This window comes from Methylobacillus methanolivorans (assembly GCF_054588515.1).
In genome coordinates this window covers 434,690-456,588 of record NZ_BAAILT010000002.1, presented here as the reverse complement: position 1 = coordinate 456,588, position 21,899 = coordinate 434,690, and the positions used below count along the sequence as shown (strand labels likewise).

General features: G+C 52.5%; 15 protein-coding genes. 4 read left to right on the top strand and 11 right to left on the bottom strand.

What is annotated here, in order from left to right; translation table 11 throughout:
* Positions 1 to 4: 4 nt before the first annotated feature.
* From dnaE to LG202_RS03385, 6 genes are all read right to left on the bottom strand, one after another.
* Positions 5 to 3,451 (bottom strand): DNA polymerase III subunit alpha, encoded by a 3,447-nt coding sequence (gene dnaE, locus LG202_RS03410; protein ID WP_230347009.1) that lies wholly within the window; start codon positions 3,449 to 3,451, stop codon positions 5 to 7.
* An 87-nt stretch (positions 3,452 to 3,538) separates the two neighbouring features.
* Entirely contained in the window at positions 3,539 to 8,467 is a 4,929-nt protein-coding gene (locus tag LG202_RS03405; protein WP_230347008.1) for a hybrid sensor histidine kinase/response regulator, read from the bottom strand.
* A gap of 9 nt (positions 8,468 to 8,476) precedes the next feature.
* Entirely contained in the window at positions 8,477 to 10,102 is a 1,626-nt protein-coding gene (locus LG202_RS03400; protein ID WP_230347007.1) for a methyl-accepting chemotaxis protein, read from the bottom strand.
* 19 nt (positions 10,103 to 10,121) lie between these two features.
* Positions 10,122 to 10,646, bottom strand: a complete 525-nt coding sequence (locus tag LG202_RS03395) for a chemotaxis protein CheW (protein WP_230347006.1) — start codon at positions 10,644 to 10,646, stop codon at positions 10,122 to 10,124.
* A gap of 1 nt (position 10,647) precedes the next feature.
* Positions 10,648 to 11,013 (bottom strand): response regulator, encoded by a 366-nt coding sequence (locus tag LG202_RS03390; protein WP_268867559.1) that lies wholly within the window; start codon positions 11,011 to 11,013, stop codon positions 10,648 to 10,650.
* Positions 11,014 to 11,394 (bottom strand): response regulator, encoded by a 381-nt coding sequence (locus LG202_RS03385; protein WP_230347005.1) that lies wholly within the window; start codon positions 11,392 to 11,394, stop codon positions 11,014 to 11,016. It abuts the gene before it with no gap.
* A gap of 309 nt (positions 11,395 to 11,703) precedes the next feature.
* On the opposite strand from LG202_RS03385, the gene LG202_RS03380 reads away from it, so the two are divergent.
* From LG202_RS03380 to LG202_RS03365, 4 genes are all read left to right on the top strand, one after another.
* Positions 11,704 to 12,849: an FIST signal transduction protein gene (locus LG202_RS03380; RefSeq protein WP_230347004.1), complete on the top strand. Its 1,146-nt coding sequence runs from the start codon at positions 11,704 to 11,706 to the stop codon at positions 12,847 to 12,849.
* Positions 12,850 to 12,932: 83 nt separating this feature from the next.
* Positions 12,933 to 13,433 (top strand): thiol peroxidase, encoded by a 501-nt coding sequence (tpx, locus tag LG202_RS03375; RefSeq protein WP_230347003.1) that lies wholly within the window; start codon positions 12,933 to 12,935, stop codon positions 13,431 to 13,433.
* Positions 13,434 to 13,530: 97 nt separating this feature from the next.
* Positions 13,531 to 13,722 carry a hypothetical protein gene (locus tag LG202_RS03370; RefSeq protein WP_230347002.1) on the top strand — a complete coding sequence of 64 codons (192 nt, stop codon included), beginning with the start codon at positions 13,531 to 13,533 and terminating at the stop codon, positions 13,720 to 13,722.
* On the top strand, positions 13,719 to 14,135 hold the full coding sequence (locus LG202_RS03365; RefSeq protein ID WP_230347001.1) for a hypothetical protein: 417 nt from the start codon (positions 13,719 to 13,721) through the stop codon (positions 14,133 to 14,135). Before LG202_RS03370 ends, LG202_RS03365 begins: the two co-directional genes overlap by 4 nt.
* Before the next feature lie 112 nt (positions 14,136 to 14,247).
* On the opposite strand, the gene LG202_RS03360 is transcribed toward LG202_RS03365, so the two are convergent.
* The 5 genes from LG202_RS03360 to LG202_RS03340 form a co-directional block, all read right to left on the bottom strand.
* Positions 14,248 to 14,658, bottom strand: a complete 411-nt coding sequence (locus LG202_RS03360) for a group III truncated hemoglobin (protein ID WP_230347000.1) — start codon at positions 14,656 to 14,658, stop codon at positions 14,248 to 14,250.
* A gap of 139 nt (positions 14,659 to 14,797) precedes the next feature.
* Positions 14,798 to 17,404, bottom strand: a complete 2,607-nt coding sequence (gene pepN / locus LG202_RS03355) for an aminopeptidase N (RefSeq protein WP_230346999.1) — start codon at positions 17,402 to 17,404, stop codon at positions 14,798 to 14,800.
* 86 nt (positions 17,405 to 17,490) lie between these two features.
* Positions 17,491 to 20,088: a bifunctional diguanylate cyclase/phosphodiesterase gene (locus LG202_RS03350; RefSeq protein WP_230346998.1), complete on the bottom strand. Its 2,598-nt coding sequence runs from the start codon at positions 20,086 to 20,088 to the stop codon at positions 17,491 to 17,493.
* A gap of 265 nt (positions 20,089 to 20,353) precedes the next feature.
* Positions 20,354 to 20,731, bottom strand: a complete 378-nt coding sequence (locus tag LG202_RS03345; protein ID WP_230346997.1) for a nucleotide pyrophosphohydrolase — start codon at positions 20,729 to 20,731, stop codon at positions 20,354 to 20,356.
* Positions 20,724 to 21,881 (bottom strand): THUMP domain-containing class I SAM-dependent RNA methyltransferase, encoded by a 1,158-nt coding sequence (locus LG202_RS03340; RefSeq protein ID WP_230346996.1) that lies wholly within the window; start codon positions 21,879 to 21,881, stop codon positions 20,724 to 20,726. Before LG202_RS03340 ends, LG202_RS03345 begins: the two co-directional genes overlap by 8 nt.
* Positions 21,882 to 21,899 lie beyond the last annotated feature (18 nt).

Here is a 21,899-nt window from a genome sequence, read left to right as displayed (position 1 = left end):
GGCGTCAATTATAAAGTATTTTCACGTTTTCATCGCTGAGCCATCCTTTCAGCCCATGCAATAATTCATCCTGCAATTCCACACGCCAGGCATCGCCCAGCATCAGCTCCACCTGCGCCTGCTGGTTATGGTAGGCAATTTTCACGGCACAACCCCGCTTGGCTTCCGGTGTGCTCGCTGAGCAATAAGGTGCCAGCAAGCCTCGTAGTTTATCTGCATCGGATTGGCCATTGCAGCTCAACTTGAGCAAATTGGCATACATATTGCGGGCACCGGCAATATCGGTAACACGACGCGCATTCACACGCACGCCTCCCGAAAAGTCGTCATGGCTAACCCGGCCTTCCACAATAAGAAGCTGATCTTCCTTGATCAAGGAGACACTCTCTTGCAGCACCTCGCCACTCACCACGATATCCACGCGCCCTGCCATATCATCCAGGGTCACAATCGCCATCTTGCCACGGCCAGTCATGCGCACACGCACACCCATGACGACACCAGCCAGCAACTGTGCCTGATCGCTAGGCTTGAGGTTAGAAAGATTCTGGCGTACAAAGGTCGCAACTTCCTTCTGGTAATCCGCATAAGGGTGCCCGCTGAAATAGAAGCCCAGTGCGATCTTCTCTTCCTGCAAGCGCTGCTTTTCTGGCCAGGGTGGTGTTTCCGGCAACACATGTGCAGCGCTATCGATGATGGAGCCAAACAGGCTATCCTGCCCACTCGCGGCCCCACTCTGCTCCGCAGCGCTGATGGCCAGGCTAACGCCAGCAAGCAAGGCTGCTCGGTTAGGCTCCAGCTTGTCAAATGCGCCAGCCCTGATTAACGATTCGATCACGCGACGATTGACCTTGCGCAAGTCCAGGCGACTACAGAAATCGAAGAGATCCTTGAAGTCCCCACCTTCTTTGCGAGCGGCGAGTATCAGCTCGATCGCGGCCCAACCGGTGCCTTTAATCGCACCCAGGCCATAGATAATCTGCTTGGCGTTGATGGGCTTAAAGCGGTATTCACTGGCATTAATGTCCGGCGGCAGCACCTCAAGTCCATTGAAAACGCAATCATCGAAGAACAAATGGACATTGTCGGTATTGTTCATATCCGCCGACATAGTGGCGGCGAGGAAGGCTGCAGGATAATGTGCCTTGAGGAAGGCAGTATGGTAAGCCACCAGCGCATAAGCAGCAGCATGTGACTTGTTGAAGCCGTAGCTCGCGAACTTTTCCATCAGGTCAAACAGCTCACCCGCCTGCTTCTCCGGGGTACCGTTCTTGACTGCGCCCTCCACGAAAATGCTGCGCTGTTGCGCCATTTCCTCGGGCTTTTTCTTACCCATCGCGCGGCGCAGCAAGTCCGCGCCACCTAGGCTATAGCCTGCTACCACCTGGGCGATCTGCATCACCTGCTCCTGGTAGACCATGATGCCATAGGTCTCTTTCAGGATAGACTCGGTCGCTGGATGGGGATATTCCACGCGTTGCAGGCCATGCTTGCGACGACAGAAATCCGGGATCAGGTCCATCGGGCCTGGGCGATACAACGCCACCAGCGCAATAATGTCTTCAAAGACATCCGGCTTGGCCTGCTTCAGCATGTCCTTCATGCCGCGCGACTCTAGCTGGAACACGGCCGTGGTATTGGCCGCCTTGAGCAGTTGGTAACTTGCCTTGTCATCAATCGGCAAGGTTTCAAAACTCAGCGGTTCCTGACCCTTTTCTGCGCGTTGCAGGTTGGCACTTTCCAGCGCCATGTCGAGAATGGTCAGCGTGCGCAAGCCCAGGAAGTCGAACTTGACCAGTCCCACGGCCTCAACGTCATCTTTATCGTACTGGCTAACCACGCTCTCGCCGCCAGCCTGGCAATACACTGGTGAAAAATCGGAAATCTTGCCTGGAGAGATCAATACCCCACCTGCATGCATACCGATATTGCGGGTCAGGCCTTCCAGCCTCAATGCAAGCTCTAGCAGCTCACCAACTTCTTCTTCCTGTTCGCGGCGCTCCTTGAGCTGCGGCTCTTTTTCCAAGGCATCGCTGAGGCTGATACCCAGCTCGTTAGGGATAAGCTTTGCCACGCTATCGACGAAATTGAATGGTAGGTCCAGCACCCGGCCCACATCACGGATCACGGCCTTGGCGGCCATGGTACCGAAGGTGGCAATTTGTGACACCGAATCCAAGCCATACTTATGCTTCACATAATCAATGACGCGGTCACGGCCTTCCTGGCAGAAGTCAATATCGAAGTCGGGCATCGAAACCCGCTCTGGGTTAAGAAAGCGCTCGAACAGCAGTGCATACTGCATGGGGTCGAGGTCGGTAATCCCCAAACTGTAAGCGACCAGCGAGCCAGCGCCTGAACCCCGGCCCGGCCCCACTGGCACGCCATTGTTCTTGGCCCAGTTGATGAAGTCCGCCACGATGAGGAAGTAACCTGGGAACCCCATCTGGATGATAATATTAGTCTCGAACGCCAGGCGTGCTTCATATTCCGCACGCTGGGCCTCGCGCTTGTTCTCGTCGGGGTATAACACCTTGAGACGCTCTTCCAAACCCAATTTGGCCTGGGCCACCAGGTATTCATCCAGGCTCTCGCCATTCGGTGTGGGGAATTGCGGCAGGTAGTTCTTGCCCAAGGTCAGGGTGAGATTGCAGCGCTTGGCAATTTCCACGCTGTTCGCCAGCGCCTCGGGAATATCGGCGAACAGTTCCGCCATCTGTGCCTGGGTCTTGAAATATTGCTCGGCAGTAAATACCTTGGGACGACGGTTATCAGCTAGCACATAACCTTCTGCAATACAGACACGGGCCTCATGCGCCTTGAAGTCATCAGGCGTCATGAACTGCACTGGATGCGTCGCAACAACAGGAAGCTCCAAGTCGCTAGCCAAGGCCAATGCACTGGCAATATAGGCTTCCTGCTGCGCATGCCCGGCACGCTGCAACTCAATATAAAAGCGCTGCGGGAACAAAGCTGACCATTGCTCTGCCAACACTTTTGCCTGGGCTAGATTGCCTTGCAACAATGCTTGGCCAATATCGCCACTCATGGCGCCTGAAAGCAAGATCAAGCCTTCCGCATTTTCACGCAGCCATTCGCGCTTAACTTCCGCACGTCCACGATACTGGTTTTGCAAAAAGGCGCGGCTCAATAGTTCGCACAGGCGCAAGTAGCCAGCATGGGTATGGCATAGCAGAAGCAGGCGGTATGGCTGGTCACGCTTGGATTCATTCTCCAGCCAGATATCGGCACCAATGAGTGGCTTGATACCCTTGCCGCGGGATGATTTATAGAACTTGACCGCACCAAACAGATTGTTCAGGTCAGTCAATGCCAAGGCAGGCATTTGGTCTGCCACCGCCTGCTTGACGTAATCGCCAATGCGCACGGTGCCATCGACCACGGAATACTCGCTATGGCAGCGCAGATGGATGAATGAGGGATTCGACATACTGCGCCAATTTTACCTGATTCGGGCTGTCTTGATGTCAGGAGATTGCATCAACGGCCAGAAATCGGAGTGGTCAATAGACCAGTTTCAACCTAGCAACTGGCGCAACGTCACCGCCAGATCGTCCTCCTGTACCGGCTTGCCAAAGAAGGCATTCACCCCCAGACTTTTGGCCAGTGCCTGGTGCTTTTCTGCCGTGCGCGAACTGACAATGATTAATGGTATATCGCGTGTCCGCTCATCGTCCCGCACATTGCGCGCTAGCTCAAAGCCATCCATGCGTGGCATCTCGATATCTGTCAGGATCACGGTGGGCAGGGTTTGCTGCATCGCCTGGATCGCTTCCATACCATCCTTGGCGGTAACAACCTCATAGCCTTCACGCTCAAGGAAGCGCCCCAAAACCTTGCGCATGGTCAAGGAATCATCCACCAACAATGCCAGTGGCTTGCCAGGTGGTAGGGGCTTATCAACCGTGATAGCAAGATTAAGGCTACCTGCCGACAAGGCTTCGCGATTGGCAAGCTGCAAGGGGTTGATGATGAAGACAATGCCACCATCACCGAGCACCGTGGCTCCCATCAAGCCTGGCACACGTGCCAGTTGCGGGCCAATGTGCTTCATCACCACTTCCTGGTTGCCTAGGATGTCGTCCACATGCAGAGCAATGCGATATTGACCACTACGCAATAACATCACCGGGGTATAACGCTGGTTTTCTGCAGCAGCTTGCATATCGCCACACAGCCTACCCAGGAAAGAAATCGGGTAGTCATGGCCAGACCAGCTTAACCTGCCATCGGCATAGGCGGCGCTTAAGACATCGGGTTTAAGTTTGACTACCTGCTCTACCAAGGCGGCAGGTAGGGCAAATTGGCGACTGCCATACCTGACCAGCACCGCCTGCGCGACTGAAAGCGTCACAGGCAAATAAATGCTGAAAAGGGTACCGGTACCTTGGGTGCTATTGACATCAATACGCCCACCAAGTGAGGTAATATCGCTACGCACCACATCCAGCCCTACTCCACGGCCTGAAATTTGTGACACAGTGCGGGCGGTAGTAAAGCCAGGCTCAAAAATCAATGCCAACAAGGCCTGATCGCTAACCTCTTGCTCCGCATGTAAGAGATGCTGCGCCAGCGCCCGTTCACGTACCTGCCCCAAGTCTACCCCTGCGCCATCATCGCTCACCGTGAGCAAGATTTCATCATGCTCCTGGCGTACCTTGAGTGTAATCTTGCCTAGCGGCGACTTGCCTTGCTTGCGCCGCGCCTCGGGCGCTTCTATGCCATGCGCTACCGCATTGCGAAGGATATGCTCAATGGCGGCCCCCATGCGGTCAAGCACGCTACGGTCAATCTCAGTATCAGCCCCCAGCAACGCCAACTCAACCTGCTTATCAAGTTCGCGGGCAGTTTGGCGTACGATGCGATGCAAACGTTCCGTCATCACCGAAAATGGCACACGGCGTATGTTCATCAGCCCATATTGTAGGTCTCGGCTCATGCGTGCCTGCTGCTGCAAGGCAGCATCGCTCTCATCCAAGTTGCGCAGCAGGCCCTGCTGAATGGTGGAAACGTCATTGACGCTTTCCGCCATCATGCGGGTCAGTTCCTGCAAACGGGTAAAACGGTCAAACTCGAGCGGATCGAATGTCTCATTCGACTCTTGCAACAAGGTCATACGTGATTGCAACTGGCTTTCCGCCTCAATCTCCAGCTCACGCAGGTAGCCACGCAAACGCTGCACACTTTCTGTCAAATCCTGCGAAGATTGCTTGAATGCCTGCATTTCACGCTCCAGGCGTGACCGCGCGATACTGACTTCCCCAGCCTCGTTAATCAGTCCATCCAGCATTTCGGCACGCAACCGCAAGTATTGCGTACGGCGATCCAGCCCGGTACGTTGCGCAAGCGACTGCCTGCCTGTCACCAGCGTAGTTTGCCCACCCAAAGCTTCTTCCAGCAAGCCTCCCACATGGTCCAGGCCCTCGAACATCTCGGCAAAGTCGTCAGGCTGCGGTGATTGCCTCAAAGCTCGCATCACCATGTCTTCCATACCATGCACGGCATCGCCCAATGCACCCTGGCCTGCCATGCGGGCGCTACCCTTAAGCGTATGCAGTGCGCGCTGCAACATATCAGGATGCTCAGCTTCATGCGGATAAGCCTGCCAGGCACGCAACTCACTCCCTATCATTGGCATGAGGTCGCTGGCCTCTTCAACAAACAAGGCAAAAAGCTCTTGGTCTACCGCCTGCTGCGCAGTGGGAACAACATCCTCCAGTGTCTCAACCTCAGCTTGCTCTGGTAAAGAGGCTGTAGGCGCCGTATCCGCGACTGCCGCACCTAGATCAGGCTCTTGTACCTGATCTATCAAGCTGTTGACCTTAGCCTCAGCTTCCAGGAGGCTGACCATCACATCTTCAGCCTTGGCAATACGTGGCGCCAATGGCACCACATTACTGCCAGTGCTGGCATCAATCGAAGGAATCACTGCATCTGCCGCGGCTTTCTTCAGGGCGCGCAGCAAGGCAGTCGCCGCACGCGACTGCTTACGCTCACGCGCCTTATCCAACATTTTTTCCAGCGCACTCACCGTATTCTCTAGCAAAGTAACGGTTTGCTCAGTCCAATTCCCCTGATGCACATCCAGCCAATGCTCCAGCGCACGAGAAAGATCGGATAATGCCTTGAAACCCGTCGCACCAGCATTACTAGCCAGAGTATGCGCTGCCCGACAGGTATCTTGATCTGGAGCCTCCACTGGCTCGCTACGATGCAATACCACTTGCAACCAATCCTGTAGTTGCTCCAAGTGCTGCCCAGCCTCCTGCAGGAACACTTCAAACAAGGCGCGACTGATTTTGCGTGTGCCACCGATCAGAACTTCCTCGGCTTGTTCACTGACCTGATCCCCAGACAAACTGGATGCCAACTCATCTGCACGCGCCTGCCACAGCGTATCCTCCACAAGTTGGTGTGAATTCTTGCGCAAGGCTTCCACCCAGCCCGCGAATGCAGCGGTTGCATCCTCGGCAAATGCCATCATGGCGCTGCTCGGCATGAATCTGCTTTCAATCACGCGATTAAGTAAAGTCTCGACAATCGCCGCCACATTGCCAAGATCAAGTAGGCCAACCGTACGGCCACTGCCTTTGAGGGTATGAAATCCACGCCGCACCTCGACCAAGGCATGGTGGTTCGTCGCATTGATGCGCAAGGCCTGCAAGTGTTGCGCCACACTTGCTAATACTTCCTCTGCCTCTGTCAGGTAAATATCCAGCAGCTCATCATCGGGCAAGCTGGGAGCAAATGTCTGGGGAGCAGGCGTAACTATCGTGTCAGCAGGCCGGGTATCCACATCTTCACCATGCACAGCCTTCAAGCGCACCAAAGCATCCTCAAGTGCCAAGGTACCACTCACTCTATGCGGATACTGCTCGACATACATGCCAACCAAGCTCAGGCCATCTGCCAGTGCCTCGAACACGTCCTGTCGAGTTTCCACTTGGCTGCTTTGCAGCCCTAACACCACTTGCTGCGCCTCTTGCGCCAGCGCTTTCAATTCTGGCATTTCCAAAATATCCAGCGCACTAACTACTTGATTCAATGGCATGACCGCCTGCGCTAATGAATCAAGCTCTTCTGGCTGACGGAAATAGGCATCCAAGGCTTGTTCTATTGCTTGCAGAGAGGCTGCGGTCTCACGGGCCAATGCCTGTTGTGCCGCTTGTTGCACCGCAGGTGCTGGTGCCAGTTCCGGCAACTGCCCTTGTGCCAAGGCTTGCAAGCGTTGTTGCTGCAGGTGCATATCAAGCTCGGCCTGCTCGCTTTGCTGGCCATAATGCTGCAAGGCAGCAGACAACAAGGTCAAGGCAGAAGCAACCTCCACCAGGGCAACCTCTTGTTGAGGATGCGGCCCTTGCTGCAAGACAGACGCCAATTCATGTACCGCGGCAAACAACTTCTTCACCGGCGCATTCGATAGTGCAGGATAGGTATTGAGGATACCGGCAAAACGGGTCATGAACTCATGGAGCACACTTTCGCCCGCATCCGCACGCGCCCACAATTCAATGAGCGCCTCAAGCGCAATGCGACATTGCTTAATGTATTGCTGCTCCTCGACATCAGGAACAAAAGTCGCAGCCTTGGGAATCAAGGCATCGAGTTCAAACAACAACTTGACCTGGGCAATGCGCTCGTTAGCGAGGGTACTGGTGGCAATAAAATACAAAAGATCACGCAACAGAACGCTGGCCGGGCGACTGGTGCCTTCACTGCTGGAGCGCAATTCCTGATCTAGGCGGCGACAGAGTCGCTTGACACCGGCATCATGGCGATGCGACTCCTCCGCCATGGTCTCGATGAATGCCATCGCCACCCACCACAAGGTTTTCTGGACAACCTGAGAGTGCACCTGTTGCACACGGTCCAGCGTAGCCACCATTTCCTGCAAGGCTTGCTCATCCCCCTTCAGCCAGGCGAGCAAGGATTTCTGGAACTGGGCTCGTTGCTCCTTGAGGATTGCCAATATGGCCTGCGGCTCCAATGCTGCGGTAGGGATATCGCGTGGCAGGCGCTGGCTGGTATCAGGAAAAAACAGCTCGGAGTCTTCCAGCGGCTCCCCATGCAAGGCAGCCAATTGCTGCAATGGGCGCGATAACCGCAACGGCTGGTCTGGCTCCCCATGCATCAGATCCTGCAAATATTGCTGCAAATGCAGGATGGCATGCTTGAGCACATCAAGGTATTCAGGCTCAAAAGCGAGTTCAACATTCTCTAGCTTGGAAACAATGCTTTCAATTTCGCTGCAATAGCGCTTGCAGCCCTCCAATCCCACCATGTCAAGCGCGCCATTGACTTGATAGAGATGGGTCTTGGCAAAACGCAAGGGCGACAAATCCCCAGGATTGGTGCTGAGGGCTGCTAACTGTAGCAATACCTGCTCCAAAGCCTGGTCTATTTCACCCTTGACCCAACTAAGCGGGCCGATGTCGAAATCTTCCACCACTCTATCCTAGTTGAGCTTGAAACCCGCCACCGAAGCACGCAACTCCTCAGCAAGGCTAGTAAGCTGGCCAATAGAGTTGGCTGTTTTTCTAGTTCCATCTGAAGTTTGAGATGTAATACTATGAATCTGCTGCATATTTAAACTCACCGTTGCAGCTGCCTTGGTTTGGGCTTCAGTCGCATGCGAGATTTCCTCAATCAAGCGGGCCAGGTTATTGGTTACACTCTCAATCTCCCCCAGTGCCTTCCCGGCCGCATCGGACAAGCGCGCACCTTCCACCACACCCTCCGTGCTTTTCTCCATCGCCGCCACGGCACTGTTGGTATCAGTCTGAATAGTCTTCACAATCGCACCAATCTGCTTGGTCGCCTCGGAAGAGCGCTCGGCAAGACGCTGCACCTCTTCCGCCACCACGGTAAACCCGCGACCCGCCTCACCGGCAGAAGCTGCCTGGATGGCAGCATTCAATGCCAAGATATTCGTCTGCTCGGTAATATCGGAAATCAGGTCCACAATTTCACTAATCTCTTGCGAGCTCTCACCTAGGCGCTTGATACGTTTTGAGGTTTCCTGAATCTGCGTACGAATTTCATTCATGCCAACAATTGTATTCTGTACCGCCCTCGTTCCTTGATTAGTGGCATCCAATGAGCGCCGTGCCACGTCAGAAGCCTCTTCCGCATTACTCGACACCTGCATGATGGACTGGGTCATATGGTTAACAGCTTCGCCCGTTTCCGTAATCTGTTGCGACTGTAACTCCGCGGCGTTCAGGAGCGCACTGGAGGTTTCTTGCGCCTGGGCCGTGGCCTGGTTCACCTGCTCAGTCGCACGGTTGATCTCGGTCACCAGATCACGCAGGCTATCTATCGTGTAGTTAATCGAGTCGGCAATCGCGCCTGTGATGTTTTCAGCCACTTCCGCCTTTACCGTCAGGTCACCATCCGCCAGGTCACCCATTTCATCCAGCAGGTTAAGGATGGCCTCCTGATTATTCAGGTTAGTCTGCTCAATTTCCTCGAAGCGGCCTCGGGCAGTGCCCACCTGCTGATAACCAATACGTACCAGCAACGCCAATGCCAGGAGGCCAGACACCACAGATAGGGCCAACCACCAGCCAGCCTTGCCTTGCTCCAGATAAGCCTGCCAGGCCTGGTGTGTCGCCTGCACCGTCAAATCGCTTGTGGTCGCGAGCTGCCCTAGCCCACCAGATGAAGATACCTGTGCACGCAAATCAGCCCAAGCCTCATCCAACTGTTTAAGCTTTTGACTCACCTCTGCAGTTTCTAGCAAGGCGGATTGCTGCAAGTCATGTAACTGCGTGAGATGAGCGGCAGCCTGCTCCAGGGTAGTAGAGATGCGACCTGTGGCAGTTGCATCGCCTCCAGCGCTTAGCGCAGCATCGCGTGCAACTTGCTGCGCTTCCACCTTCAGGTTGGTGACGAGATCGGTGAATTGATGATTACGCGCAACTTGTAGTTGATTAAGCAGCAGCCCCAACAAAGCCAGCACCAAGGCCAATAGTAAAGCGCCCAACACTCCCCGACTGGTCTTTCCTACCTCAGGAAGCACCTGATCAGCGACCTTCCTCTTACCCAACAGATTCCTGAATATTGCAAAGTTCAGCGCCATACTTGTCTCCCGCTTTCTGTCAGGCAGCGACCTGCAGAAATTCTTTTTTCTCAAGAATGAGGGCTATATCCAGCACCTCCCATTGATAATGCTGCTGATCCTCATAACGCCCGACCACATGGGATGGCACATCCGCCACCATGTTCAGCAGCTTGAACTCATCCAGGCTACGCAGGCCGGCGAGGTTATCGATGAGAAAACCAGCATTGATGCCAAAATCACCATGCACAAGTAACACACGACTTTCAACAGTGATAACGGCAGCCTGCTGGCTTACCCCCAGAAACCTTGCCAGATCAGTGATTGCATAGAGATTGCCACGAATATTCGCCATTCCCAAGAACCAAGGCTGCACCAATGGTGCTGGTTGGATTGTCGGCACGGGCAAGACTTCACTGATGTCGCGTAAATCCAGCAAATATCGCTCACTACCTGCATACACAGCCAACCTGGAGCGGTTTGCTCCTGGCTCAGCCGTCACCTGTTGCAGGCGTTCCAGGATACCTTTCTGATAGGCTTGGAGATTGAGCCTGGATTTAGCCACCTCAGCCTAGCTCCGCAATCTTGGTCAGTAGCTCGTCGGCATCGACAGGCTTAATCACACAGTCCTTGGCGCCCTGTCGCAATGCCCACATGCGGTCAGTTGCTTGCTCCTTGCCAGTGCAGACGATCACGGGAATATGCGCGGTGGCAGGGTTCTTGGATAAAGCTCGCGTCGCCTGAAAGCCATTCAGGCGAGGCATGACCACATCCATCAATACCAAGTCTGGTATGGCAACACTGACCTTATCCAGACAATCCTGACCATCTTCCGCCGTACTCACCTCAAAACCAGCCTTTTGCAATAACTCGCTTAAATACAAGCGATCAGTTGCTGAATCATCTACCACCAGGATTTTCTTGATCGTCATTTACTCTTGTTCCGTTGTTAATGCACCTGGGCTGAGCTTGTAATGGCGCACTGCATCCAACAAGGCATTCTGGGTAAAAGGCTTGGTCAGGTATTGATCAGACCCCGCCATGCGTCCGCGGGCACGGTCAAACAAGCCATCCTTGCTGGAAAGCATAATCACGGGAATGGATTTGAAACGTGCATTGCGTTTGATCAGGGAGCAAGTCTGGTAGCCATCAAGGCGTGGCATCATGATGTCGACAAAAATGACATCTGGCAGGTGGTCCGCGATCTTGGACAAGGCATCGAAGCCATCTTCGGCCAGAAACACAGTACACCCTGATTGCTTCAGGAAAATCTCGGCGCTCCTACGAATGGTGTGACTGTCGTCAATCACCATTACTTTCACACCTGATATATCCGTTTCCCCCACCCTTTATCCCCTGTATTGACAGGCTGCATTGAGCAGCAGGCTTGTTCTTGGCGCTCAAGGCGAGCACCGGATTTTCGTACCATTCTATCTACAGACTTCAACGCCGTGCAATACTGGCAACACAAAAAGCAGGTTGTCAATCTGCAGACAAAAAGGTTAAATAACCTGCTGAAATCAGGCATGATGACTTGATTTGTCATCTGCATAGTCGCATAAAACAACAATAACCAGAAGCGTCGCGCGTCTATGGGCCGCGGCATTTAGGGAACGGAGATCATGCTAGTCAGACAGGAAGCCCTCACGGCGAAGATGAGTATCAAGGATTTACCGTCATCATCGCCACTACCCAATGCCAACCTGGTATTGGTATTTGGCTCAGTCAGGCGATTCGGCGATGCCAAGCTGCCAGCTCAGCTCAAGGAGCGCTACCCCTCTGCCCAGATCGTCGGCTGTACCACCTCAGGTGAAATTGGCCCACACGGTGTCAGCGACGACAGCCTGCAAATTACCGCCATCGCATGGGATAAAACCATGCAACGCGTAACCTACGCTCGTGCCAACAATATGCAAAGCTCTGCCGATACCGCCGTCAACCTTGCAAAACAACTGAAGTCAGAAAGCCTGCGCACTGTGTTGGTATTCTCTGACGGCTTGCACATCAATGGTTCCGAGTTGTTACAAGGCTTTCAGAGCGTGTTGGGCGATATTCCTATCGTTGGCGGCATGGCCGGTGACAATGCCGAATTCTCCAGAACCCTGCAACTCCTCAACGACAGTGTAGAAGAAGGGCTGGTGATTGCTATCGGCCTTTATGGTGATCATTTGATTACCGCCAGCGGTGCACTCGGAGGCTGGAAGCCTTACGGCCCGCCACGCAAGATCACCAAGTCGGAAAAAAACGTCGTCTACGAAATGGATGGCAAACCTGCATTGCCACTTTACCGCATGTATATTGGCGAGCAAAACGCCAAGACTTTACCTGGCTCTGGCCTACGCTTCCCGTTTGCAGTGATTGAAGAAGGCAAGCGTGAGGTAGAAAAAGTCCGTACCCTACTTTCAATCGACGCCGCCAAGAATAGCCTGACCTTTGCTGGCAACGTGGAAGAAGGCGAAACCGTGCGCCTCTGCCAGACCACACATGACCGTCTGGTAGAAGGTGCAGGAGGCGCTGCCAAACTGGTCACTGGCAACTTGAACACCAATCAGCCCGGACTAGCCTTGTGTGTCAGCTGCGTCGGGCGCAAACTGGTGATGGCCGACCAGATCGCCGATGAGATTCATGCGGTACAACAAACGCTGGGTAACCAGACCGTATTGACCGGCTTTTACTCTTATGGGGAATTCTGTCCGCGGCCCAATACCACGGATAATGTGCTGCATAACCAGACCATGACCATAGGCTACTTGAGCGAAGCTGTATGATGGCGAAGCTTGAGTGATCGCGAAACTTTGATGCAAGGTCAGGCATCCAACCCCACTTAACCAGATAGAAAAGGACTATATTAATGGCAACCGTCACCCTCAAAGGCAACCCAGTACAGATCGGCGGCAACCTGCCACAGCCAGGCGCAACCGCTCCCGACTTTCAGCTGGCAGATGCCAAGCGCAATCTAGTTGGCCTGGCTGATTTTGCTGGCAAACGCAAGGTATTGAACATTTTCCCTAGTATCGACACGCCAACCTGCGCCACTTCCGTACGTACCTTCAACAAGCAGGCCAGTGGTATCGCCAATACCGTGGTCTTGTGCATTTCTGCTGACCTACCATTTGCGCAAAGTCGCTTTTGCGGTGCTGAAGGCCTGGATAATGTCGTGACCCTCTCTACCTTCCGTGATACCGCTAAATTCTCCAAGGATTATGGCGTACAGATCGCTGATAGCAGTCTGGCTGGCTTGACCGCACGCGCGGTAGTTGTGCTAGATGAAAACAACAAGGTACTGCATAGCGAGCTAGTTTCCGAGATCGCCAACGAACCAAATTACGACGCTGCCTTGGCAGTACTATAAATATATACTGAAGGTTGTAATTCAATATCCAATTGCAACCTTCATACTTTTTATAAGATGTTTAGTTGCTGAACAAAAACTTGTAGAGAATACGAACATGACAATAAAAACTCTAAAAGAAGAGAATAGCATCCGATTAAAAGCGATCCCAACACCTGATGGTCATTCAACTACCTACACAGTAGAACGAATTGATATTCCCAGCCAGCCTAAAATTTTCTATACCCTTTCCGAGGCGGAACGTTATTTTTCAACCATCAAAAGTCAAGTTGGAGAATTTTCAAAATGAAATCACTACTTCCCGCTATATTTCTTAGTATTGTCCTATTCACAGGATGCTCTAGTACTCCTCCAACCTTAACAGAAATATCTAATGCAGATTATGGAACGTATCCAGAAAATTATGAGGATATTGTAAAAAACACTCTTACATACTCATTAAAAGATCCTGATAGTGCAAAAATTAACTTTCAAAATAGTCCAAAAAAATTCTGGATAGGTTCTAAGTCTTCAAGAAAATTTGGCTATGGCGTTTGTGCTCTAGTGAATGCAAAAAATAGCTATGGTGGCTACACAGGCTCTGAGGCTTGGGCGTTTATCATTAGAAATGGGGTTGTGGTAGATATGAGTGGACCTACAAGTGAAGTTAGAAAGTATCATGCACAACATTTGTGTAATGAAATATTAAAATCTTCGTTGTAAAACTTCTCACTACAACTACAGAATATAATCTTCATTCGTTTTTAAGCAGCTACCTATTACTTCATTTTGTTCAAACTATCCCTAAAATTATTACTAACCCAAATAAATACCTTTAATCCTTAATAATTTCCAATTCAGTAGATAACTCCCCAAGTTTATGCTGCATCTGGTAACCCATCCATAAACTATTGGCAATCTTGCCAGCCATCAACTCGGCCTGCGCCTGCAAGGCACGATTAGGCTGTTCGGCCAGTGTTTGATGAAACAAAGACAGCCAGTGCTCGAACAATTCCGCACTCAAATCCGGCAAGGCGATATGCTTAGGCATAGGGGTCCCCGAGAATCGGCGACTACCCAACAAGATCGCACACCAGAAATCCACCAGCTTGTTCAGGTGGGTATCCCAATCATGGATATGCCCATTGAATATCGGCCCTAGAAGCTCGTCCTGACGGACGGTGGTATAAAAAGCATCGACCAGCGACTTGATTTCATCTTCGGTACAAATTGCATGTTGACTCATTGCTCTCTCCTTCTAGCTTATACGCGGATAAACACCCCAATTGTTTCATTAAATATACAACAATAAGGCAAAAAAACAACCCGGGATAACAACACAGGTTGCCAGACCGGGTTTTGTTTATATCATCATGACAGGTAACTTATGGTGCCAGGCATTTGCTCACCACCTCAAACACATCACTAGAGAGCTTGGGGGTATCCATGATGGTTTGCAGTGCCTGCTGCATATGTACTTGTAACACTGGCGTGTAGCGCTTCCACTCGCGGAAAGGCGTTACTTGGCGTGAAGCAATCTGCGGATTAATGGCATTCAGCTCAATAATGGCATCCCTGAGCAAAGCATAGCCTTGACCACTAGGGTCATGGAATTTCACTGGGTTATTCACGGCAAACGCTGAATACAAAGCTCGCACGCGATTCGGGTTGCGGATATTGAACTCATGATGCTGGCGCAAGCTGGCAAAGTCAGCGAAGATGCTGTCACGATTCGCAATGGCCTGTAGCGAGAACCATTTATCCACCACAAGTTGGTAACCCTTGTAGCGCTCGTAAAAATCAGCAAATACTTCATCACGTTGTGGCTGCTGGCTATCCGCCAGGCTAGATAAGGCTGCTACGCGATCAGTCATGTTGTCAGCCTGATCGTAATGCGCCTTACCACGTGTAGCACACCCCGTGCCGTTAGTGACAGTCAGTAGCTCCAGCAAGGTATTGCGCAAGGCGCGACGCCCCATTGCAGCAGGTGAAATGGAGAATGCCCCTGCACTGTGATGATGTTCATACAGCTTTGCCAGCATATCCTTATGAGCACGCTTGATCGCCTTGAGCAAGCTGCTACGGGCATTATCAATCGCGGCCGGATCCACCACCTCTTGTGCTTGTGCAATTACTGCGATGGATGGCAACGACAAAGCACGAGCCAATAGCGCCTTGTCTACGTCATCATGCGCGCCCTGCTCTAGCAAAACGCCGAAATCATCGACGAATTGCGTGGTATCACTGGCAGGGTCGGCAATCAAGCGCTGGATGGTACGCAGTGCAATGGTTTGCCCGGCCTCCCATTTGTTGAATCCGTCCGTATCCCTCAACTGCAACAAGCGCAAGTCGTCGTCACTCAGGTCAGTACTCAGCTTCACTGGCGCAGAGAAGCCACGCAAGATGGAAGGCACAGGGCGCGAGGCCACATCACTAAACGTAAAACTCTGCTCTCGTTCCGTCATCTCCAGCACTTGGGTGGCATGCGTTTCGTCACCCGCTTCGTTGAGCAAGCCAACTGCCACTGGAATCAGCAAAGGCTGTTTATCCGTTTGCCCAGGTGTATCCGGCTGTGATTGCTTGAATGTGAGGGTATATTGCTTGGCCTCGGCATTGTAGCGACCACTGGCTCGCAAACTGGGAGTGCCAGCCTGCTTATACCAGCGGAAAAACTGTGACATATCGCGCCCGGAAGCATCAGCCATGCATTGCACAAAATCATTAATAGTGACGGCATGACCGTCATAGCGCTCGAAATAGAGATCGGTCGCCTGGCGGTATTGTTGCGCCCCCAGCAAGGTATGCTGCATACGAATCAGCTCAGACCCTTTCTCATAAATGGTCATGGTGTAGAAGTTGCTGATTTCGATAAAATGATCCGGCTGCACCGAGTGCGCCAGCGGACTGGCATCCTCAGGGAATTGCAGCCTGCGCAGCTGATCCACATCATCGATGCGCTGCACCGCACGTGAGTTCATATCGGCGCTGAACTCCTGGTCACGGAATACGGTGAGACCCTCTTTGAGGGAGAGCTGGAACCAATCGCGGCAGGTGACACGGTTACCGGTCCAGTTATGGAAATACTCATGCGCGATCACCGCCTCAACGCTGATGAAATCGCTGTCGGTTGCCGTTTCCTGGTGTGCCAGCACCAGCTTGGTGTTGAAGATGTTGAGCGAGGTGTTTTCCATCGCGCCCATATTGAAGTCGCTGACAGCCACGATATTGAATAGATCCAGTGCATATTCCCGGCCATATTTTTCCTCATCCCACTTCATCGCCTTTTTCAGCGAAGCCATGGCATGGTCGCACTGCCCTTCATCGCCTTTCCTGACATAAATGTGCAAATCAACATCACGCCCAGATTGTGTGGTGAAACGATCAGCAATTCTGACTAAATCACCCGCCACCAAGGCAAATAGGTAACAAGGCTTGGGGAATGGATCATGCCACTCGGTAAAATGCCGCCCCGCATCAAGTTCGCCTGAGGCCACCAGATTGCCATTGGAAAGCAGTACCGGATAGCGCGCTTTATCCGCCTCGATGCGCACCGAGAAAACGCCCAACACATCTGGCCTATCCTGAAAGTAAGTAATACGGCGGAAGCCTTCAGCCTCGCATTGCGTGCAGAAAGTACCCTGGGATTTATATAAGCCTTCCAGCGCGGTATTGGCCTCGGGGTGGATCTCAGAGGTAATGGTGAGCGTGAACTGATCCTCTGCTTGATCGATGATCAGTGTGCCTTCTTCCAACCGATAACCATCAAACGGCTTTCCATCAAGCTCCGCAGAGATAATGACTTGATCCTGACCGTGAAGCACTAATTGCTTTGAGCTTGCATCTGGTGCCTTAACGTAAGTCACCTCCGACCTGACAATGGTTTTATCCTCGAACAATGCAAACTTAAGGCTGATATTCGATGCCTGGTAAGGCGCGGGAGTGTAATCCTTGAGGTAAATCGTATTGGGGGCAGCTTGGGTGTCTGGAAGCATGGACAGGCGTTTCTTGGTTAATAAATATGCCGATAGTATACGGCCTGAGCTATGGTTTCAGGCACCTCACCCACAAGATCAGCAATTTAAGCCTTGTGTTTATCTCGTATTGCTTCCTTGGATGACTGCACCCATGAAGTCAATTGGTCTGCAGGCAGTGGGGGCGAATACAAATAGCCTTGCGCCACAGGATAGCCCAGCTCAAGCAACATATGATGTTGTGCCGGGGTTTCAACCCCCTCTGCCACTACGTTAAGATGCAAGCTCCTGCCTATCTCGAGAATGGCACTACTCAAGGCCTGCGCTGCCTCGTCATGTTCCAGATCAACCACAAAGCTGCGATCAAGCTTGAGTCCAGATACGGGCAGGCGACGCAAATAACTCAAGCTGGAATAGCCCGTTCCAAAGTCATCAAGGGAAAGCCTGACGCCTAACGCATCTATTGCCTCAATGGATTGCATAACACCTGGAGTGTTGTCCAGCAACATGCTTTCGGTCAGCTCTACAATCAAATCCTTTGGCAATAAGCCATTGCTTTCTAGCACGTGGGCAATCAGGCTGGGAAGGTGAACATCCTGAAAATTACTGACCGACAGGTTCACGGCAACACAAGGGATAGGCAAACCTGCGTCACGCCATGAAGCAAGCTGGCGGCATGCCTCATGCAATACCCAGCGACTTAGCTCATTAATCAAGCCACACTCCTCCGCCAGTGGAATAAAGCGTGCGGGAGGCACTTCCCCCATGGCGGGATGATTCCAGCGGGCCAAGGCCTCAACGCCATGCAAGTCACCTGTGGAAAGCCCCATCTGCGGCTGGTAATGCAGATGCAACTGATTATGCTGCAATGCATCGCGTAGCGCATTTTCGAACATCAAGCGCTCTTGCGCGCGCACATTGATTTCATTGCTAAAAAATCGAGACTGGCCACGACCCGCCTTTTTGGCTTGGTACATCGCCATTTCTGCCCGATGCAGCAATGTCCCCACATCGCGTCCATCCTCAGGAAACATAGCAATCCCGACACTGGCTGACACAGACAAGGAGGAGCGAGCCAACAACACTGGTTCCATCAGTAAAGTACGAATACGCGCGAGGATATGCTGCACCTGAGCGGCATCACATTGTGGCAATACCAAAACAAAAGCATTACCAGAAAGGCGCCCCGCCATATCCATGGCGCGCATGCCTTTCTTCAGCTTGGCTGCCACCCGGCATAGCAGTTCATCCCCTGCGGAGCGCCCCAGGGAGTCGTTCACTTTTTTGAAATGGTCCATATCCATGACCAGCACAGCAAGCGCCTGCTCATTGCGAGCCATGGCCGCTAACGCCTGCTCAGCCTTGGCATAGAGCAGATTGCGGTTAGGCAAACCTGTTAGCTCATCATAAAAAGCCAATTGCCGGATACGCTGCCTAGAGTGCTCGCGCTCTAACGCCAATGCACAAAGTGCTGTGCAAGCATCAACTAGGAGCGGATGAAAACGCTCGGCAACTGGTCGATTATTTTCATGGAAATAGAATGCAAATGTACCGACCACCATCCCATGGGAATTGCAAATTGGCGTAGACCAGCATGCGGTATAGCCGAGCGGCCATACCATATGGCAAAAAGGCGACCAGCGCGGGTCTGTTTTGATGTCATTGACCTTGACCGTCTCGTTCAACCAGGCTGCCGAACCACAAGATCCAACCATTGGACCGACTTCCACCCCGTCCAGCGATTTCGAATACGCATATGGCAAGCTAGGGGCTGCCAATGGATGCAACTTCCCTGCTGCATCCACCTCAAGAATAGAGGTCGCCATGTCAGGCACGATACGCTCAGCCTCGAGGCAGATAATCTCCAATATCTCTGCCAGGGGAAGCTCTTGCACCATGGCATCCAGGGTTGGCTGTTGCAATGCAGCATATAGCTTCACCTGGGTAATATCCGTTAACGTCGTGACTGTATATTGCCAACAACCTTCCTTACTGGTAACCAGATTGCTGACGATCTTCACCCAGTAACGCTGTTGATCTTGCCCGACCACGATATCTTCCCAGGCGGTGGATTCGCCCGTATCCAATCCCGCGTAATAGTCATACTGCGCAGCATGCTCGGCATCAGGCATCAGCAACTCGGAAATTGTCCGATTGATTTCATCCAGATGCCACCCCAACATCCGGCTGAAACCGCGATTCACATACATGATATTGCCCTTGGAATCAGAAATGGCAATCGCAGTATCACTGGCATCAGCCGCCAGTGAAAGCCTATGTAGGCTTTCGTGGTATTCTCGCTCAGCCTGCAATCGGGCACTGATATCAATTGCCATCTTGAAGATATGTATCACTGTGCCCTGCTCATCCGGCACCGGGATATACGTTGCTTCCAGCCAACGACTGCCAGCGTGATCTATCCGCTCCACCTGCCCTGAGCATATCTCCCCATTACGCAGTCTTGCCCAGAAAGCATCTTCATCGCCACTTCCGGCCAGCGCAGGATAGCAAAAGCTGCGATGATGACCCCCTATGACTTCAGCATCCGCATCGCCCAGCAAAGCCCAATAATGGGCATTGGCCCACCCCAATACGCCATCAGGGGAGAACTCCGCAATGGCTAAGGCCTGTTCCAGCCCAGCCAATCGCAGGTGCGCAGGTACCGCAGGGATATCGGGTAGCTCATTGATATTGTTGGTAGACATGCACTCTCCAGCAAAGTCATCGTTACACAATCAAACAAACAACTCCCCGAATAATGCTGATCTGCTAAGACTCACACCAACATAAGCACCGGGCCATGTATTTTAAAATGATCATTATGATGGCCGATATCAAACCACAGATACTGTGGCACTACATTAGGAAAATCACCTGATCCACACAGGCTGGTACTTCGTCGCTTCTTTTCATGCGGGCACGAGATCATGCTGATATCTTGCTGACAACCCTAAAGCATGACACAGGGCGTTATTGATCTTGATAAGCCGTATATTTTGCATTGCTGCCACGTGCCCTGTCAGCGGGATATTTTTTGGCATTAAGATCTATCTTGGTATTGGCTGCGGCAATCAGGTCTATGCCGCACACCTCGGCGATACGCAACAGGTAGACAAAGGTGTCCGCAAGCTCATGCCCGATCTCGATCTTGCGCTCATCACTCAATGTTGCACTTTCAGCCGGGCTATCCCACTGAAAGTGTTCCACCACTTCTGCCGCTTCAACAATCATCGCCATCGCCAGGTTTTTGGGCGTATGAAACTGCGCCCAATCCCGTTCAGCCACAAAGTGGTTAACCCTGGCACGCAGGTTTTCCAGGGAGTCTGCCCGATTACGCTCGTCAGTCATTGGGTTTTTCCTTGCGGTTAGAACCTGCGACCATCTTGATCTCGAATACCCGGCATTCCAACGGACCATTGAATAATGGCGTGCGCTTGGTGGGCGACAAGCGCATCAGCTTGGGCAGGCGCATGTCATTGGTAAGGAAATAGGTATTCCACCCGGCAAACTTCCTCTTTAATGCCTCGCCCATCTTGGGATAAAGCGCCGCGAGGTCTTCATCTTCACCGATACGTACGCCATAAGGTGGGTTAGCAACAAGCACGCCTTCAGGAGCTGGCGGTATTACCTCAGTAAACTCGGTATGTGCCAGTTGTACACAATCCAGCAAGCCCGCCTGTTGCAGGTTCTGGCGACTCACGCGCACCGCCCTCAGGTCGGCATCGCTGCCATATAGTTTCTGGAATGTGACTGGCCTTGCGCGATTTTTTGCCTGCTTGAGCAAAGATTGCCAGGCACCAACATTGAAATTCTTCAGACGCTCAAAACCAAAGTGGCGATTGCTACCAGGCGCAATATCCAGGGACATCATGGCGGCTTCCAGCAAAAAGGTACCGCTGCCACACATCGGGTCGAGCAAAGGCGTACCGGGCTGCCAGCCGGAAAGCTTGAGTATGCCTGCTGCCAGGTTCTCGCGCAGGGGAGCCTCGATACTGGCACGACGCAAGCCACGCTGGTAGAGTGCGGCACCTGAGGTATCCACATACAGTTGATATTCTTCTGCGCCTAGATAGGCATGCACACGCACTTCTGGCTCGCGGGTATCAATAGATGGTCGGCTGCCGACCTCCTCACGGAAGCGGTCACAGATGGCATCCTTGATACGCAAAGTAGCAAATTCCAGGCTCTTGAGCGGGCATTTCACGCCAGTTACCTTGACCATGAAGTCCTGTTCGACATCAAACCACTGCGCCCAGTCTATCTTGTATGCGCCTTGGTATAGCTCATCTTCGTTGCTGTAGCGCCCCTTGCCCACTTGCAGCAGGATACGCGTGGCAATACGGCTTTCAAGGTTGGCGCGATAACAAAGCAGCATATCCCCGGCAAACCCTACACCGCCATCGGTAGGCTTGATCTGACGCGCATGCAGGCTTTTTAGCTCATCTTCGAGCAGGGATTCAAGCCCTCGCGGGCAAGTGGCAAAAAACTGATAGTGCATGAAATATCCTGATCGCTG